Source organism: Mesorhizobium sp. M0676 (assembly GCF_040320535.1).
Lineage (GTDB): Bacteria > Pseudomonadota > Alphaproteobacteria > Rhizobiales > Rhizobiaceae > Mesorhizobium.
Genome location: NZ_JAMYPU010000015.1, coordinates 102,617 through 119,673, shown reverse-complemented (window position 1 = coordinate 119,673; position 17,057 = coordinate 102,617). Strand labels below are relative to the sequence as shown.

The following is a 17,057-nucleotide window of genomic DNA, read 5'->3' as shown; positions in this document are numbered from 1 at the left end:
ATTGCCGGCTATCCCACCACAGCCGGCTTCCACCCGCGAAGATGAGTGGGACGGTGCTCGCCACTGTCAAGCACCTTCTGCATGGCCTCCCAGGTTCGTATGTTCTTGTCGATATAGGCCGCTCCGACTGCGGCTGCCGCCGTCTGGTAGAGCGGGCCTTTCAGCCTTTCCAGCTCGCCGCGCGCGACCTTGCGATACCAAGAATTGCGGTCTCTGACGGCGACATCGGCAAAGCCGGCGCTGCGCATCGCTTGCGCATAGCGTGCCGGCGAGGCCATGGCGAAGGACATGCCTTCGGCCGCGACATAGGCCTTCATCTCAGATGACGGCTCGCCGTCATGGCCGATCAGCCAGTCGGAGGCGGCAAAGACGCCGCCCGGTTTCAGCACGCGGAAGATTTCGGCAAACAGCGCGTCCTTGTCACGCACATGCAAAAGCGCGTCCTTGGAGAACACAACATCGAAGGCGCCATCGGTGAAAGGCAGCGCTCCGGGTGACGCCTGGATGAAGCTGGCGCGGTCTGAGAGCCCGCGTGCAGCAGCCCGCGTTCTGGCCGCCTCGATCACCGGGCGTTCGATGTCGAAGCCGGTGGCATGGGCTGCACCGTGGCGCTCGATCAGATGCAACGCGATGCCGCCGGAGCCGCAGCCTATGTCGAGGATCGTCTTGCCCTTGAGCGACAGGCCTTCGACCACCCGGTCGACCTCGTCGGGTCCGCCCGGCGACAGATAACCCTCGCCCCACAGCGCCTCGAGGAAGCGGATCGCGGCGTCGTCATATTCCGGCTCGCCATCTGCCGTTTCGATCATCAGACTTTAAGTCCCATCAGCCGAATTGCGCAGGTTCGAATGCCGGCAAAGCGTAGCGTATTAACAGGAAAACGCAATATAATTTGTTGAACATTCATTCAGAACGGCTGGACAGAATAGCCGCTGCCGTGCCAAATTCCGCGCATTCGGCGACAAATCACGCGAAAAATGAAGGGTCGAGCACCATGAAGGCTGGGCGCGAATGAAAGCTTGGGATGCGATCGTCATCGGCGGCGGACACAACGGCCTGGTCAACGCCTGCTATTTGCAACGCGCCGGGCTCGACGTGCTGGTGGTGGAAAAGAACGACTGGGTCGGCGGCGCCGCCACCAGCCGCGAGCTGACGCCGGGCTTCCTCTACTCCAACTGCTCCTATGTCTGCTCGCTGTTTCGCCCCGAGATCATGCGCGACCTCGAACTGCCGCGCTTCGGCTTGCAGGTGATTTCCTATGAGGGCGGCGCCGTGTTCACGCGCGATGGCGACTACCTCGCCAACTACCGCGATCACGATGCGCACCGGCGCGAATTTGCCCGCTTCTCCAGGCGCGACGCCGAGGCCTATGACCGTTATTCGCGCGACGTGACGCGGCAGTGCCGCTTCATCCAGCCGCTGCTGATGCGCACCGCACCGGACCCGACCAGTCTCAAGCCGCGTGACCTCGGAGAGCTTCTCTATCTCGGCAGGAAATTCGCCGGCCTGTCATCAGAAGAAATGGCGCTGACGCTGCGCTTCTGGACCATGTCGATCTCGGAATTCCTCGACGAATATTTTGAGACCGATGTCATCAAGGCGAACTTCGCTTTGTCCGGCATTATCGGTACCGCGCTCGGGCCGATGTCGCCCGGCACGGCCTACGTGCTGCTGCACCACTATATGGGCGAGGTCGACGGCTCGGTCGGCGCCTGGGGCTATGCGCGCGGCGGCATGGGCGCTGTCACCAAGGCGCTCGCCGCTTCCTTCGAGGGGTCCGGCGGCACCATCCGTACCGGCGCCGAGGTCGACCATGTGCTGGTGAGCCGAGGCAAGGCCAAGGGCGTGGTGCTGGCCGGCGGCGAGGAGGTCTACGGCAAGCTCGTCGTCTCCAACGCCGACGCCAAACGCACATTCCTGAAACTGGTCGAGGAGAAGGAACTGCCCGATATTTTCCTGCGTCGGGTCAGGAACTTCAAGGTCCGCGGCTCGTCCGGCAAGGTCAACATCGCGCTGGATTCGCTGCCCGATTTCCCGGCACTGCCGAAGGATTCGCCCGTTTATCGCGGCGACATGCATTTCACCGACTCCATGGAGCGCATGGAGCGCGCCTATGACGACTGGAAGGCCGGTCGCTGGTCGGCCGACCCATTCCTCGACATGGTCATCCCAACGACGCTCGACCCGACCATGGCGCCGCCGGGCAAGCATTTCATGAGCTGCTTCGTGCAGTACGCGCCGCCCAAGGTGAACGGCCGCGACTGGACCGATACCGACCGCGACGGCTTCGCCGAAAGCGTGGTCGCGCAGATCGCGGAATACTCGCCGGGCTTCCGCGACCGCATCGTTCACATGGAGGTTCGCACGCCGCGCGAGATCGAAGCCGAGGTTGGGCTGACCGAAGGCAATATTTTCCAGGGCGAGCTGACCTTCGACCAGCTGCTGTTCAACCGGCCGGTGCCGGGCTACGCGCAATACCGTTCGCCGGTCGGCGGGCTCTATATATGCGGATCCTCGACCCATCCCGGCGGCGGCGTCATGGGCGCGCCCGGCCGCAATGCGGCAGCCGAAATCCTGCGCGATCTCGCCAAATCGACCTCCCATATGAGCCCGGCCCATGACGTCATTTGATGCCATCATCATAGGCGGCGGCCATAACGGCCTTGTCGCTGCCGCCACTCTGGCGAAAGCCGGCCGCAAGGTGCTGGTGCTGGAAGCCGCTGGCGATGTCGGCGGCGCGGCGCGCACCGAAGAGTTTGCGCCGGGTTTTCGGGTCTCCTCGATCGCGCATGTGCTGAACCGCCTGCACCCCGACGTGGTGAAGACATTGGAGCTGGAGAAACACGGGCTGCAGGTCACCCGTACAGACTTCATGCCGTCGGTCGCCTTGGCGAAGGACGGCCCGCCGCTTGTCCTGCATGGCGCCTATGGCGAAGTGCTGACCGGCTCCACTCCGTCCGAGCAGTCCGCCTGGAAGGAATTGCGCGCGCAACTCATGCGCTATGCCGGCATCCTGAAACCGTTCCTGTCGCGGCGCCCGCCCGATCTCGGTGGCATGTCGCTGCTTGAAACGGCAGCGCTCGGCCAGACGGCCGTGGCGCTGAAAAAGCTCGGCAAGGAAGACATGCGCGACTTTCTGCGCGTTCTCCTGATGAACGTCGCCGACCTGCTCGACGAGCAGCTTGCCGATATCAGGCTGAAGGGCCTGCTTGCCTTCGACGCCACGCTTGGTAGCCATCTCGGCCCGCGTTCGCCGACCTCCCTGCTCGGCCTCTACTATCGGCTGGCCGGCGAGACCGGCGGTGCGGCAGGGGCACAGATGCTGCCGAAAGGTGGCATGGGTGCGGTCGTCGCCGCGATCCGCGCGGCGGCGGAGAAAGCCGGCGTCACCATCCGCACGGCAGCGCCCGTGGCCAGAATAGTCGTCGAGAAAGGCCGCGCCCTCGGCGTGACCCTCGACGGCGGCGAGGTGCTGCACGCCAGAACGATCGTCTCCGCCGTCAACCCGGCGACGACCATGCTCGATCTCGTCGGTCCGCGCGAGATCGACACGGGTTTCGTGCGCAAGGTAAAAAATATCCGCATGAAGGGCGACGCTGCCAAGCTCCATCTGGCGCTCGATCGGCCACCGCAATTTTCCGGCGTCGACGCCGATAATCACAAGGGCCGTCTGGTCATCGCGCCCTCGGCCGACCATGTCGAGCGCGCCTTCAACCCGTCAAAATATGGCGAGTTCTCAGCCGAACCGGTGATGGAGATCACACTGCCCTCGCTCTCCGACCCGTCGCTCGCGCCAAGCGGCGCCTGCGTGCTGTCGGCGATCGTGCAATACGCGCCTTATGCGCTGAAAGAGGGTTGGGATGCCGGCAAGCCGAAATTTCTCAAGGCTGTTATGGCGCAGCTCGAAGCCTACGCCCCCGGTATCGGCAAGTCCGTGCTGCATGCCGAGCTTTTGACGCCAGCCGATATCGAAGCCAACTACCGCATGCCGGGGGGCCATTGGCACCACGGCGAATTGCAGGCCGACCAGATGTTGATGTCGCGGCCGGTCTCCGGCTGGTCGGGCTACGACACGCCGATCGAGGGGCTGTTCCTGGCCGGCGCCGGTTCGCATCCAGGCGGCGGCGTTTCGGGTGCTCCCGGTTTTAATGCGGCGCGGCGCATCATAGCGACGAAGGGATGACCGGATGTTTCAGCCAGTCAACGCCGCACTCTACGGCGAAGGAATGCCGTGATGACGAGTCAGATCAACAACGCCGCCCGCACCCCAGCGCAGGGCCATTTCCGCACCTTGCGTCTCGGCACGCCGTTCCAGCCGCGCATCGATGCGCTGGCCAAAACTCAGGACTGGTACAATTGGGCCGGCTATCGCGCGCCGCATTCGCTGTGGGACGAGGAACTCGAATATTTCGCCATCCGCAGCCAGGCGGCTTTGTTCGACATCTCGCCGATGACCAAATACCGCATCGAGGGGCCGGATGCCGAAGCCTTCCTCGATCGCGTCACGCTGCGCGATGTCACCAAGCTGAAACCGGGCCGCGTCCACTACACCGCATGGTGCGACGACGAAGGTTTTGTCCTCGATGACGGCACGCTGTTCCGGCTGTCGCCGACCCGCTTCCGCCTGTGTTCGCAGGAGCGGCACCTGCCCTGGCTGCTCGACAGCGCCATCGGTTTCGAAGTGACCGTCGAAGAAGAGACTGAAAGCGTCGCTGGTCTCGCTCTGCAAGGCCCAACCTCCTTCGCCGTGCTGCGCGAGGCCGGCTTTGCCGGCGTTGAAAAACTCAAAGTGTTCGATCTCGCCGAGTTCCCGCATGACGGTAGCACCGTCACCATCTCACGCACCGGCTTCACCGGCGATCTCGGCTACGAACTGTTCGTGCCGGCCGAAAAAGCGCTCAGCCTCTGGGACCGCCTGATGAGGGCAGGCGAACTGCGCGGCATCCGCGCCATCGGCTACGCCGCCCTCAACCGCGCTCGGCTGGAAGCCGGCCTCATCGTCGCCAATGCCGACTTCACCACCGCCGAGCATGCCATTCGCGCCGACCGTCTGCGCATGCCGGACGATATCGGTCTCGGCTTTATGGTCGATTTGGGAAAAGGCCATTTCAATGGCCGCCGCGCCATGCTCGAAGCGCGCGCCAAACGCAAGCTGCGCCATGTGCTGGTCGGGCTGGAGATCGAAGGCAACATCCCGGCCGAACACGCCATCGTCTATCACAAGAAGCATCAGGAGGTCGGGCTGGTCAGCGCCGCCATGTGGTCGCCGATGGCCAAGCGCAACATTGCCATCGCCTCGCTGACGCGTCCCTATGGTGATAGGATGGTCGAAGACCTCTGGGTCGAGATCTACGCCATGCGCGAGTTGCAGTACCAGAAGCTGATGAAGCGGGCCAAGGTGGTGGCCCGTCCCTTCATCAAGCTCGACCGCCGCACCGCCAATCCGCCGGCGGATTTCTGATCATGGCCGACGAACCGGATGATGAGGCGGAAGCCGCCGAACAGTGGCAGCTGGTCAACACGCCGCTCGGCGAAAAATGGTCGGGTCGTACCCGCTATGCCGCCGCCATGTACTTCTACAAGCGCGGCGAAATGAGCGCCGAGACGCTCGAAGTCTACCGCGTCTGCGCGCGGCTGGACTGGGAGAACCCGCTGCCGATGATCAGGGATCGCGGCGGCCAGGATTGGCTGAAGCGCATGGGCGCTTAAGCCTCAGCCTATGGTTCTTTCGAGAACGTTCAGCCAGTTGCGATAGGCGATCTTCTCGATCAGCGCGCGTCCGAAGCCGCGCGCGGCCAGCGCATCTACCAGCTTTGGCAAGCCGGCAACGTCGCCGATGACCGCCGGGATCATGGCGCCGTCGAAATCGGAGCCGAGACCGACGCCGTCCTCGCCCAGCGCCTGCAGCAGCGAATCGACATGGCGCACCATGATGTCGAGGCTGGTGTCCGAGTTCATCCGTCCGTCTTCACGCAGGAAGCCGGTTGCGAAGTTGAGCCCGACCATGCCGCCGGTCTCGCGGATGGCGCCGAGCTGCCAGTCCGTCAGGTTGCGCGAATGGGTGCACAGCGCATGCACGTTGGAATGAGTGGCGACCAGCGGCGCATCGCTGAGCGCGGCGACATCGCGAAAGCCCTTTTCGTTGAGATGTGACAGGTCGACCATGATCTTGAGCTGATTGCAGGCCTTGACCAGCGCCTTGCCGGCATCGGTCAGCCCCGGTCCGGTATCGGGCGACGACGGAAAGCGGAACGGGACGCCATGGCCGAAGGCGTTGGGTCGGCTCCAGACAATGCCGAGCGAGCGCAGGCCGGCTTCGTAGAGCACGTCGAGCAAGGTAAGTTCGGGATCGATCGCCTCGACGCCTTCGATGTGAAACACCGCCGCGATCGAACCTTTCGCCATCGCCTCGCGAATGTCACCGGCACTGCGGCAGACGGTCAGCGCCCCCGCTCGCTCCAGCCGAAACAGGATCGAGGCCATGCCGATGGTGGAATTGAGCGCATCAGCGCGTGGCAGTTCCGGCGGCAATGGCTCATTGTCGCTCGGCGCCGGCGGCACCGCAGAGCGTTTGCTCTTCTCGACCGGCGGCGGGAAGATCGCGAACATGCCGCCGGCAAAGCCGCCCTTCTTGGCGCGCGGCAGATCTATATGACCGCCCTGCGTCCCCTCGATGAACAGCTTTTCGACGTCGGTGTCTTTCGACTGGTACAGTCGCAGCAGCGTGTCGTTGTGGCCGTCGAAGACGGGGACGAGATCGGATTCGGTCATCAGGAAGCCATTCGGTCAGTTGGCAGGAGCGGACGAACCGCAGCGAACTGTGTACTTAGGCAAGAAGGCCGAACTGCGCAAATGCCAGAGAGGTGTTCGCTCTTGTGGCTGAGCGACTCCGACCACCTGCCGGGTCCCCGCTGCTTCGCAGCGTCCCGGCGTCCGCCGGCCTTTCATCGTGCCATCGGCACGATGAATTCGCCTTCGGCGACCGGCAACTCACCCCACAAGGGGAGAAGGGAAAAAGGTCTATTGCTTCAGCACATCCGCCCATTCCGGATGGCGGCGGAACTGGGCGTTGGCGAAGGGGCAGAGCGGGATGATCTTCTTGCCCACTGCCCGCGCGTCCTCGATGGCGCGTGTGACAAGCCGAATGCCGGCGCCCTGGCCGCGAAACACGTCCGGCACTTCGGTGTGATCGATGATGATCTGGTGCTCGCCGATCTTGGTGAAGGTCATTTCCGCCTCGGCGCCACCGGGCCCGCGCAGGACATAACGTCCCTTCGAGCCGCGGTCCTCGAGTTCGATCTCAGGTAACTGGTCAGGCATCGCTTGCTCCTTCAACCGGCGCATCGGCAAAAAGCCGCTTCGCCGCTTCGATCTCGTTGGGCCGAATTTCGTGGCCGCCATCGTGCCACTCCACTGTGACATCGGCGCCATCGGCACGCAAATAGGCTTCCAGCCGCGACGTCAGGTTGGGCGGGCAAATCGGATCGTGTTTGCCGGCGGTGACCAAGATGCGGCGTCCGGCAAGGCTGCCCTGCACCTGCGGTTCGAACGGGATCAGCGGGTGCATCAGCACCGCCGCATCGAACAGCTCGGGCGCGGCGAACATTACCGACGCCAGGATGTTGGCGCCGTTGGAATAGCCGAGACCCAAGACCGAAGATGGTCTTGCCGCCGCCACCTGCGCCTTGATGAAACCGGCCATCTTGGCGGTCGCCCGCGCGAGGTCGTCCATGTCGTAGACGCCCTCGCCGGTGCGGCGGAAGAAACGCGCCGCACCATGCTCGGAAACATCGCCGCGCGGCGATACGATCGTCGCCTGTGGCGCGAGGTCGCGCCCGAGCGACAGCAGCTGGCTCTCGTCCGCGCCGGTGCCGTGAAAGACGAAGAGCAGCGGGCCGCCGGGCGAACCCGGCAGCGCTTTATGGATGTAAGCTTCCTTGCTCATCGTCTCAGCCTTCCAGCTTCTGCAGATGTTCTTCAAGATAGGGCCGCAGATGCTGGTGCTGCGTCGGCAGTTTCAGCGCCTCGCCGAGATGGGCGGTGTCCTCGTCGCGGTCGAAGCCCGGCTCATTGGTGGCGACTTCGAACAGCACGCCGCCCGGCGTTCGGAAGTAGATCGCCCAGAAATAGTCGCGGTCGATCACCGGCGTCACACCATAACCCGTATCGATCAGCGCCTTGCGCACTTCGAGCTGCTGGGCGCGGTTCTCCACCGCGAAGGCGACATGGTGGACCGAGCCGGCGCCGAGATTGGCAAAGGCCGCGGTAGGCAGCGATTCGATATCGACGACATCAGCGCCGTTGCCGTTCTTGATGGCGAGCCGGCTGACACTGCCGGACTTGTCCACTTGCTCATAGCCCATGAACTTCAACAGCTCTTCCGTGGCGCCACCATCCTTCAATCTGAGCGAGACCGAGTGGAAGCCGCGTATCGCCTCATCAGCAGGAATGCCGCCTTTCAACCATGGCGCGCGGCTGTCCGCTTTGTCTTCGACCAGCGCGAAACCGTCGCCGTCGGGACCGGCGAAGGCCAGCCGCTTCTCGCCGAACGTCTCTTCGCGGGAGACACCCGCAACGCCTTCATCGGCGAAGCGCTTTTCCCAATAGCCGAGCGTGCCGGCCGGCACCGAATAGGCCGTGGTACCGACTTCCCCGACGCCATGGCGGCCCCTGGCAATGTCCGGGAACGGAAAATAGGTCATCACCGAGCCGGGCGTACCGTGCTCGTCACCATAATAGAGGTGATAGACATCTGGCGCGTCGAAGTTGACGGTCTTCTTGACCCGGCGCAGGCCGAGCTTGTGCGTGAAGAAATCATTGTTCTGGCGCGCATCGCCGGCCATCGACGTCACGTGATGCAGGCCCTTGATCTGGTCGAGCATTGTCTTGCTCCTTCCCTTCGGTTTGCGGCTCTTGCCGCTGTCCACGCCTATATGAGTGGCCGCCCGGCAATGGCAAAGGCGGCAAACTCAGAATGGACTGTATCCTAATAGTGAACAGCAGGAAATTTTCGTTCACCATTTAAGCAAGACTGACAGGCTTGCGCTGCCGCCAAATTCCGGTTCATTGAACGTCTTCCCGACGTGACAGGATAGAGCATTGGCCGCGAAAAGCAGACGCCCGAACATCCTATTGATCTCCTGCGACCAATGGCGGGGCGATTGCCTGTCGGCTGCCGGCCATCCCGTGGTGAAGACGCCGAATGCCGATGCGCTCGCCGCCGAAGGCGTCCTTTTCATGCAGCATTACGGCGGCGCGGCGCCCTGCTCGCCGGCCCGCGCGTGCCTCTACACCGGCCTCTACCAGATGAACAATCGCGTCTGCCGCAACGGCACGCCGCTCGACGCCCGCCACGGCAACATGGCGCTTTCGGCCCGCGCCCTCGGCTATGATCCGACTTTGTTCGGCTACACCGACGTCTCGCCCGATCCGCGCACGATGGCGCCGGGCGATCCCCGGCTGAAAAGCTATGAGGGCGTGCTGCCCGGCTTCAGCGTTCGCCAGTTCCTGCCTGAGCATCAGAAACCATGGCTGTCATGGCTGAAGGCACGTGGCGTCGACACCAGCGCGGGCTCTCCCGGCATTCACCGCCCCGTGGGCGGGGAAGCGGGCGACGCCGTGACCAACGCGCCGCCTGTCTATTCCAGGGACGAGACGCCGACCGCTTTTCTTGCCGGCGAATTCATTCGCTGGCTCGACGAGCAGGATGCGCCATGGTTCGCGCATGTCTCCTTCATCAGCCCGCATCCGCCCTTTGTGGTGCCGCGGCCGTACAACACTCTGTATGATCCAGCCGATGGTCCTGCCTTCCGCCGCCAGGAAAGTTGGCAGGTGGAAGCTGAGAGCCATCCCTATCTGGCTTACGACCTTGGTCGCCAGAAGCGGAGAAGCTTCCGCCCCGGCACCGACGGCCACGTGCGCGACTGGGGCGACGACAACATCCGGGCCATCCGCGCGATCTATTACGGCATGATCTCGGAGGTCGACGCGCAGCTTGGCCGCATCTGGCAAGCGATCAAGAAAGCGAATGCATGGGATGACACCATCATCGTGCTGACTTCGGATCACGCGGAGATGATGGGCGACCATTTCATGCTGGGCAAAGGCGGCTTCTTCGACGGCAGCTATCACATCCCATTGATCGTGCGCGACCCACGACGCGGCAATGCAGCCGGCTCGATCGTCAACCACTTCACCGAGGCAGTCGACATCTTTCCGACTTTGCTCGATCTACTTGACGCCGACGCCCAGCTGCATCTCGACGGCCGCTCGCTAAAACCGTTCCTGCAAGATGAACCGCCTAAGGATTGGCGCGACGCGGCGCATTGGGAGTTCGACTTCCGCTCCATTGCCAGCGGTGAGGCCGGACGGCATTTCGGCATCGGCTCGCGCCAGTGCAACCTCGCCGTCATCCGTACGGAAAAATTCAAATACGTGCATTTCGGCGGCGGCCTGCCGCCGCTGCTCTTCGACATGCAGAAGGATCCGGGCGAACTGGCCAATGTTGCCGCCGACCCGGCCTATCTCAGCGTGCGGCTTGAATTTGCCGAGCGGCTGCTTGCCTGGCGCGCCGAGCATCTCGACCAGTCGTTGGCGCTTGCAGAGCTGACGGACGAAGGGGTGGTGGGTATGTGGGTAGGCAGTAGGCAGTAGGCAGTAGGCAGTAGGCAGTAGGCAGTAGAATGTTCTGGCGGCCTGATGCCTCGTCGGTTTCGCCTACTGCCCAATCCCCACTGCCTATTCCCTTACTGTACCATCATCCGCTGCTGGTCGCGCTTCTCGGCATAGCTGCCCTTGTCATAGGCGGCCTGCGCCTGCAGCTGCTCCTTGGTGAAGTTGGTGTAGAGATATTTGTTGCCGTCCTTGTCGGTCATGAATTTGAGCTTGTCCATGCCGACCGCGACCTCCTTGGCGCCGATGCCCAGAAAGCCGCCGACATCGATGATGACGGCATCTGGCTTGCTGTCGGGCGTGAGCACGACGTCGCCGATCTCGCCGACCTTGGCGTCGTTGGCGCCATAGACGGTGGTGCCCTTCAGGTCGTCGCCTCTGATGTTACCGACCGGCATTTCGGTCAATGTGGACTTGTCGATCGCTGCCGTTTGCGTCGGATCGGTAGCCTTTGTCCCGGCCGGAGCTTCCGCGGTCTTGTCCGCTGGCTGAGCATTGTCAGCCGGTGCAACGGCCGTCGGGGCAGCCGGAGCAGTCGGCTGCGTCGCGTCGGAGGTTGTCGTCACGGGCGCCGGATCATAGGGCTTCCGGTCGAAATCAGGCTGCGCCTGCAGTTCCTCCTTGGTCGTCTGCGCCACCAGCCAGCGATCGCCGTTCTTTTCGGCCCACCGCGCCTTGGCGAAATCATAGGTGACGTTCTTTTCACCCATGCCGAGGAAGCCGCCGACGCCGATCACCAGCGACTGCGCCTTGCCATCCTTGGTCAGCACGATGTCGTTGACGTCGCCGATATTCTGGGCATCGTCGCCAGTGCCATTGTAGACATTCTCGCCGATGATGTTGGTTGCGAGATTGCCGTCAGCGCGTTTCACCGCCGGTTCTGACGGCGCGGCGTTGAGATCAACCGGCTTCTGCGGGTCGTTCTGCGCCGTGGAAGCAGGCGCCGAGGCCGGATCGTAGGGCTTACGGTCGAAGTCGGGCAGCGCCGTCAACGCTTCTTTCGTCGTCTCGGCGACGAGCCAGCGGTCACCATTCCTCTCGACCCATTGCAACTTGCCGTAGTCGAAGGCGACGTTCTTGCTGCCTATGCCGAGGAAGCCGCCAACGCCGATAATGGCGGATTTCGCCTGGCCGTTTTCATCGAGGACGACGTCGCTGACGTCACCGATCTTCTGCGCATCGTCGCCAGTGCCATTGTAGACGGACTCGCCGATGATATTGGTCATCAGCGCGCCGTCGGCCTGTTGTGTCGCCGGCGCGATGGTAGCAGGGGCTTCAGCCGGCGCTGGGGTCGTCGCCGGGGCCGTCGTTGACTGCGCAAACGCACCGGTAGCGATCAGCGTTGCGAGTGCGGTCGTCGCGAACAGTGTGCGGATCATGATTAAGTCTCCTCTTGCGTGATCTCGTGCGCGCCGCAATCGGCAAACCACTTGCCGGGAGACCGAAGGCGGCGCCTCCAATGGGATCACAACGTTGTGACAAGGCGCTTGTTCCGAAAAAACGGGAGCATCGAAACACCCCGGGCAAGTCCGTGGAATCGCCGGACTTTCCACCCGGCCGATGGAACCTTTCCCAAGCTTGCCCGTTTCAGCCTGCGGCTGGCATTCCGGCCACTAAAAAAGAACACGGAGCGGGGCATGCGATTTGCAGCGGTGCTGAACCGGGACGGCGGCACCTTGCGGACCACCGATCTTTCCGCGCTAACCGACCGCATGCGCCAGACGCTTGAGACGGCTGGTCACTCCATCGATATCGACATCGTCGCCGGCAAGGAGATTGTCGCGGCGCTCGACAAGGTCGCCGCGCGACGCGACATCGACGTCGTGCTGGCCGGTGGCGGCGACGGCACCATTTCGGCCGCCGCGGGGCGGCTGATGAATGGCAAGAAGGCGCTGGCCGTCCTGCCTGCAGGAACCATGAACCTGTTCGCCCGCGGCCTTGGAATTCCGCAGACCATCGATGGCGCGCTGAAGTCCTTTGCCGACGGCGAGATCATGGCGGTCGATATCGCGAGCGCGAATGGCCGGCCGTTCGTGCATCAGTTCTCGATCGGCCTGCACGCCAGGATGGTGAAGCTGCGCGACAATATGGAATTCGCCTCGCGCCTGGGAAAGATTCGCGCCTCGGCCAAGGCCGCTTGGACGACGATCAACAATCCTCCAGCCATGAAGGTGACATTGACGGTCGGCGAAGCCGAAATCGTGACCCGCATCAGCGGCATCGGCATTTCCAACAATCTGTTTGGCGAAGGCCATCTGCCTTATGCCGACAATCCTGCCGGCGGCGTGCTCGGCATCTATGTAACCGTGGCGCGGCAGCGTGGCGAGCTGGTCAGGGCGCTCTTCGACATGGCTCGAGGCAGGTGGCGCGACAGCGACCATGTCGAAACTCATCAGGCCGACAAGGCAATCGTGAAAATCCATACAGGGAGCAAGAAATTCGGCGCCGTCATCGACGGCGAACTGGTCAAGCTGGAGCGTGAAACGACAATCCAGATCCACCCTGGCGCGCTGAACGTCCTGGTTCCGGCGCAAGCCGCCCAGGCAAAGGCCGCCTGATGCGATTACGAATGACGAGGAAAACCCTAGCCGCCCGACTGCCCCTCGCCTGCTGGCGCGCTCTGGTCGGCCGGCGCGGTCTGGCCGGTGGGCTGCCCCTGGCTTTCAGGGGTATCTGGATCGATCTTTTGGCCATAAATCTCGGCCGCTCCCCAAGCAATGAAAGCCAGGAGCAACGCGGCGACCAGTATGCGCAAGCCGTGCCAACCCCAGCGCCCCTGACGGGCTTTGTTTTCAGGGGCGATCTTGGTCATCGGCGGCGTTCCTATCGTGCAACCGGCATGGTGGATAAAACCATCGCTGGCGAAACATGGTGGGGTAACGATTGCTTGCTACAAAAGTTCCGGCGCGCGACGGCCGCGCAAGATGCGCGCCACCGCGGGTGGGGCCTGCAAGCGAGGGGGCTTGGTGGATAGCAAGGTGCCGAAGCAGGTTTGTTTGCCGGTTGAAGTCCGCCGCGCCGTGGTGGCGCCGGAGCGGCTTGCCGTACTGCACGGGCTTGACGCGATCGACACCGACTCCGATCCCGACTTCGATCACATCACCGACCTTGCCGCAGCCGTGATGCAGGCGCCGATCGCGCTCGTCACGCTGCTCGACACCGAACGACAGTGGTTCAAATCCTGTGTCGGCTTTAACGAGACCGAAACCGCGACCGACATATCGTTCTGCGCCCATACCATTGCCGCCGGCGACGAGCCGATGGTGGTGCCGGATGCCAGCATGGACCCTCGCTTCTCCCGCAACCCGCTGGTCACCGGCGAACACCATGTCCGCTTTTATGTCGGCGCGCCGATGGTGGTCGCCGGCGCGCGCGTCGGCACGGTGTGCGTACTCGACCGGGAGCCGCATGAATTTCCGTCCGCTGCCGCGCTCGATCATTTGAAATCGCTGGCCAGCCTCGCCGCCAGCCTGTTTGCCCTCAAGGACGCCACCCGCAGCGGCGCCATTGCCACGGCTGCTTTGGCGCAGGAGGAAAAGCGCCGAGCCATAGCGCTCGACGCCGCCTCGCTCGCCAGTTGGGCCTGGGATATCCGCACCGACATGATCGAATGCGACGTGCGTTTGTCGGAGCTGTTCAACCTGCCGCGTTCGAACCGGCTGCGGGCGCGCGACATTCTGGCCGCCATCGACCCGCGCGACGTCTACCAGACCGAGACGCGCTTTCGCGATGCCCTGACCGGCAGCGACGACTATTTCGGCGAATACCGTGTCAAAGGCTTCGATCCGCCGCGCTGGATAGTCACCCGCGGCCGCGTCATCGAGCGCGACGGCGAAGGCAAGCCGACGCTTATCTTTGGCGTCAACTACGACATCTCGGAACGCAAGCTCGGCGAGGACCGACAAAGGCTGCTGCTGCGCGAACTCAACCATCGGGTCAAGAACACGCTGGCGACGGTGCAGGCGCTGGCGACGCAGACCGTTCGCCACGCTCGCCGCCCAAGCGAATTCCTGGAAGCCTTCGGCGCCAGGCTGCAGGCGCTGGGCGCTGCCCATAACCTGCTGTCGGATCGCGAATGGCGCGGCATCGGTATTCGCGAACTGATGCAGATCGAGGTCAAGCCGTTCGATTCGGCAGAACGGCCGCGCATCGTGATCTCCGGTCCGGAGCTGCTGCTTTCGCCTGACCAGGCGGTGGGGCTCGGCCTGATCATGCACGAACTGGCCAGCAACGCGCTGCAATACGGATCGCTGTCGGTTGGCTCGGGGAAGGTCGATGTCGACTGGAAGGCGGCGGGCAAGAAAGGCGCGCGCCGCCTTGTGCTGACCTGGAGCGAAAGCGGCGGGCCGAAAGTCGACCCGCCGGAACGCCAGGGCTTCGGCTCTATCCTGATCCGCCGCAGCCTCGCCAAGGTTTTATCGAGCGAAGTGACCCACGAATTCCGCAGCGAAGGCGTGTTCGCCGAAATATCGATGCCGCTTGAAGATCTGCCGGCTTAAAGCAATTTCAGAAGTGCGAAGCGGTTTTCCCGGGAACAGCGTATCAGCGCGCGCGCTTTAGTCGGCTTCGCTGTCCGGATCGCCCCGGTCCGGCTTGACGTTCTCACGGTAGATGGCATAGGCCGCGAGCGCGATCATCGGGCCGAGAATGACGCCCTTCCCGCCTTTCCCCTTGAGCAAGGCCGGCAGCACGGCAAGCGCCGCGGTGATACCGAGCGCCTTCAGGTCGGCATTGCGCCTTCGCGCACGTCGGCGCGCACGCGTTCCAGCCGCAAGTTGATGAATGAGCACGATAAGCCCGGCCAGTACCAGGAAACCAGCCGCGAAGCCGAGACAGGCGGCCATCGAGCCATAACGGTCAGCCGCCCAGATGTAGGCCGCCCCCAGGAGAAACCCGAGGCCGCACAGGGCAGCGACGGCGGCGAACCCGTAGACGATTGCCGCCGTGCGCGCGCGGCGCATGGCGGCAATGGCTTCACCCGAGGCCAAGGCCGAGATAAGCGGTGCCAGCATGCCCATCTCTGTCGAAACTAGCGCCGGGCAAGAAGCGCAAACAGGAAGCCGACGCCGGCCGCGATCGCCAGTGAAGTAACTGGCTTCTCGCGCACATTGGCCGTGATCTGGGCCTCAAGATCCTTGGCGTTGCCACGCAGGCTGTCGAAGACGGCTTCACCCTGGGCGCGCAACTGGTCGACGCCTTCGGCAGCAGCGCGCCGCGCCGTGCCGTAACCATGTTCGCCGGTCTTGGCCAATTGCTTGGTCAACTTTTCGATATCCGCCTTCAACTGCCGAATGTCGGCTTCGAGGTCGGCGTTCGTCTGACTTTCGTTGGCGGTTTTTCCTGCGGCAGTTGCCATTCTAAACTCCTTGCGTTTGCTTGGCTTCAAACGCCCGACACACGTCATGGTTCCGAAATCGGAGACCGTATCCATGAAAGGGTGTTTGCAAGTGCGAGTCCAGCCCCAGATGGAGGCCTGCCTGTCAGATCAGCGGCCGACGGCCTTCGCTTAGGCCCTCCCAGCGCGCGAGATCCTTCAGCCCCTCCCCATCGATCACTTCGCAACCGCCGTCGCGCCAGGCGATCAGCTTGCGATCGATGAGCTTGCGGATCGTCTTGTTGGTGTGGACCAGCGACAGGCCGAGCGTATCGGCGACATGCTGCTGGGTAATCGGGATTTGCACCGGCGCCTTGCCGTTGAGCCCGACTGCCGCCGCGCGGCTGGCGATGAAGGCAATGAGATAGGCGGTGCGCTCGACCGCCGTACGCCGGCCGACGCTGAGCAGGTTCTCGTCCAGCATGCGCTCCTCGCGCGACGCCAGCCAGGTAATGTCGTAGGCAAGGCCCGGATGGTTGCGGTAGAGCTCGTGCAGGTTTTCACGCTCGAAGACGCACAACAGCATGGGCGACAGCGCCTCGACCGAGTGCTGCATTTCGCCCATCAGGCTGCCCTGCAGCCCGATAAGATCGCCGGGCATGGAGTAGTTCAGGATCTGGCGCCTGCCGTCCGACAACAGTTTGTAGCGGAAGGCCCAGCCCGAAAGCACGGTGTAGAGATGAGCACTTTGGCTGCCTTCGACCAGCACTGTGGCGCCCTTGTCGACGGCCAGTTCGCCCTTCTTGAACATGCTGACATAGGCAAGCTCCTGCTTCTCGAATTCCCGGAACACCGGCAATGGCCGAAGCGGGCAGATCTCGCATGGGTACTGACGGCTGGAAAACGAACGACCATTCTGGCCAGACATTTCGATCCCTCTTTCGAAAGTCTCTTGCCAGAGACTGAGTGCTACGCCTTGTAAGGCCGCGGTTCCGCTGCCGACGGCATGTCTTTTTTAAATGACAGGATGGCAAATAGCGATCATGACTCGCTACACTCCACTGAGGCGAAT

The 17,057-nt window shown here is 63.3% G+C and carries 17 protein-coding genes; 7 read left to right on the top strand and 10 right to left on the bottom strand.

The annotated features are described in order from the left end of the window. Positions 1-8 precede the first annotated feature (8 nt). Entirely contained in the window at positions 9-809 is an 801-nt protein-coding gene (locus tag NKI35_RS18370; protein WP_352741181.1) for a class I SAM-dependent methyltransferase, read from the bottom strand. Positions 810-1,011: 202 nt separating this feature from the next. Here NKI35_RS18370 and NKI35_RS18365 point away from each other — a divergent pair, with 202 nt between their 5' ends. Genes NKI35_RS18365 through NKI35_RS18350 form a run of 4 tightly spaced genes read left to right on the top strand, consistent with a single transcriptional unit; the run spans position 1,012 to position 5,709 of the window. Then, positions 1,012-2,631, top strand: coding sequence for a phytoene desaturase family protein (locus NKI35_RS18365; RefSeq protein ID WP_352650978.1), 1,620 nt, complete (start codon positions 1,012-1,014; stop codon positions 2,629-2,631). After that, positions 2,618-4,183, top strand: a complete 1,566-nt coding sequence (locus tag NKI35_RS18360) for a phytoene desaturase family protein (RefSeq protein ID WP_352741179.1) — start codon at positions 2,618-2,620, stop codon at positions 4,181-4,183. Before NKI35_RS18365 ends, NKI35_RS18360 begins: the two co-directional genes overlap by 14 nt. Before the next feature lie 51 nt (positions 4,184-4,234). Next, entirely contained in the window at positions 4,235-5,461 is a 1,227-nt protein-coding gene (locus NKI35_RS18355; protein ID WP_352741177.1) for an aminomethyl transferase family protein, read from the top strand. A 2-nt stretch (positions 5,462-5,463) separates the two neighbouring features. Then, positions 5,464-5,709 carry a hypothetical protein gene (locus NKI35_RS18350; RefSeq protein ID WP_352741175.1) on the top strand — a complete coding sequence of 82 codons (246 nt, stop codon included), beginning with the start codon at positions 5,464-5,466 and terminating at the stop codon, positions 5,707-5,709. Positions 5,710-5,712: 3 nt separating this feature from the next. On the opposite strand, the gene NKI35_RS18345 is transcribed toward NKI35_RS18350, so the two are convergent. From NKI35_RS18345 to NKI35_RS18330, 4 genes are all read right to left on the bottom strand, one after another. After that, positions 5,713-6,771, bottom strand: coding sequence for a dipeptidase (locus NKI35_RS18345; protein ID WP_352666303.1), 1,059 nt, complete (start codon positions 6,769-6,771; stop codon positions 5,713-5,715). A gap of 249 nt (positions 6,772-7,020) precedes the next feature. Further along, positions 7,021-7,320: a GNAT family N-acetyltransferase gene (locus NKI35_RS18340; RefSeq protein WP_352741173.1), complete on the bottom strand. Its 300-nt coding sequence runs from the start codon at positions 7,318-7,320 to the stop codon at positions 7,021-7,023. Then, positions 7,313-7,945 carry an alpha/beta hydrolase gene (locus NKI35_RS18335; RefSeq protein ID WP_352741171.1) on the bottom strand — a complete coding sequence of 211 codons (633 nt, stop codon included), beginning with the start codon at positions 7,943-7,945 and terminating at the stop codon, positions 7,313-7,315. The genes NKI35_RS18340 and NKI35_RS18335 overlap by 8 nt, the downstream gene beginning before the upstream one ends. A 4-nt stretch (positions 7,946-7,949) precedes the next feature. Further along, on the bottom strand, positions 7,950-8,882 hold the full coding sequence (locus tag NKI35_RS18330; protein WP_352741169.1) for a VOC family protein: 933 nt from the start codon (positions 8,880-8,882) through the stop codon (positions 7,950-7,952). Between the two features lie 217 nt (positions 8,883-9,099). On the opposite strand from NKI35_RS18330, the gene NKI35_RS18325 reads away from it, so the two are divergent. Beyond that, a complete protein-coding gene (locus tag NKI35_RS18325; RefSeq protein ID WP_352741167.1) occupies positions 9,100-10,653 on the top strand; it encodes an alkaline phosphatase family protein in 1,554 nt (517 codons plus the stop codon). A 92-nt stretch (positions 10,654-10,745) separates the two neighbouring features. On the opposite strand, the gene NKI35_RS18320 is transcribed toward NKI35_RS18325, so the two are convergent. Beyond that, on the bottom strand, positions 10,746-12,050 hold the full coding sequence (locus NKI35_RS18320; protein WP_023693689.1) for a PRC-barrel domain-containing protein: 1,305 nt from the start codon (positions 12,048-12,050) through the stop codon (positions 10,746-10,748). Positions 12,051-12,308: 258 nt separating this feature from the next. Between NKI35_RS18320 and NKI35_RS18315 the strand changes: the two genes are divergently transcribed. Next, positions 12,309-13,229, top strand: coding sequence for a diacylglycerol/lipid kinase family protein (locus tag NKI35_RS18315; protein ID WP_023683959.1), 921 nt, complete (start codon positions 12,309-12,311; stop codon positions 13,227-13,229). A gap of 26 nt (positions 13,230-13,255) precedes the next feature. Here the strand turns inward: NKI35_RS18315 and NKI35_RS18310 are convergent, their stop codons facing one another. Continuing rightward, the gene (locus NKI35_RS18310; RefSeq protein WP_023693688.1) at positions 13,256-13,483 is read right to left on the bottom strand and encodes a hypothetical protein; all 228 of its coding nucleotides are present in this window, start codon (positions 13,481-13,483) and stop codon (positions 13,256-13,258) included. Positions 13,484-13,595: 112 nt separating this feature from the next. Between NKI35_RS18310 and NKI35_RS18305 the strand changes: the two genes are divergently transcribed. Beyond that, positions 13,596-15,170, top strand: coding sequence for a sensor histidine kinase (locus tag NKI35_RS18305; RefSeq protein WP_502897149.1), 1,575 nt, complete (start codon positions 13,596-13,598; stop codon positions 15,168-15,170). A gap of 57 nt (positions 15,171-15,227) precedes the next feature. On the opposite strand, the gene NKI35_RS18300 is transcribed toward NKI35_RS18305, so the two are convergent. The 3 genes from NKI35_RS18300 to NKI35_RS18290 form a co-directional block, all read right to left on the bottom strand. Next, positions 15,228-15,689 carry a hypothetical protein gene (locus NKI35_RS18300; RefSeq protein WP_023806538.1) on the bottom strand — a complete coding sequence of 154 codons (462 nt, stop codon included), beginning with the start codon at positions 15,687-15,689 and terminating at the stop codon, positions 15,228-15,230. A gap of 11 nt (positions 15,690-15,700) precedes the next feature. After that, positions 15,701-16,027: an ElaB/YgaM/YqjD family protein gene (locus tag NKI35_RS18295; RefSeq protein ID WP_023670092.1), complete on the bottom strand. Its 327-nt coding sequence runs from the start codon at positions 16,025-16,027 to the stop codon at positions 15,701-15,703. A gap of 124 nt (positions 16,028-16,151) precedes the next feature. Next, positions 16,152-16,913 (bottom strand): Crp/Fnr family transcriptional regulator, encoded by a 762-nt coding sequence (locus NKI35_RS18290; protein WP_023670093.1) that lies wholly within the window; start codon positions 16,911-16,913, stop codon positions 16,152-16,154. Positions 16,914-17,057 lie beyond the last annotated feature (144 nt).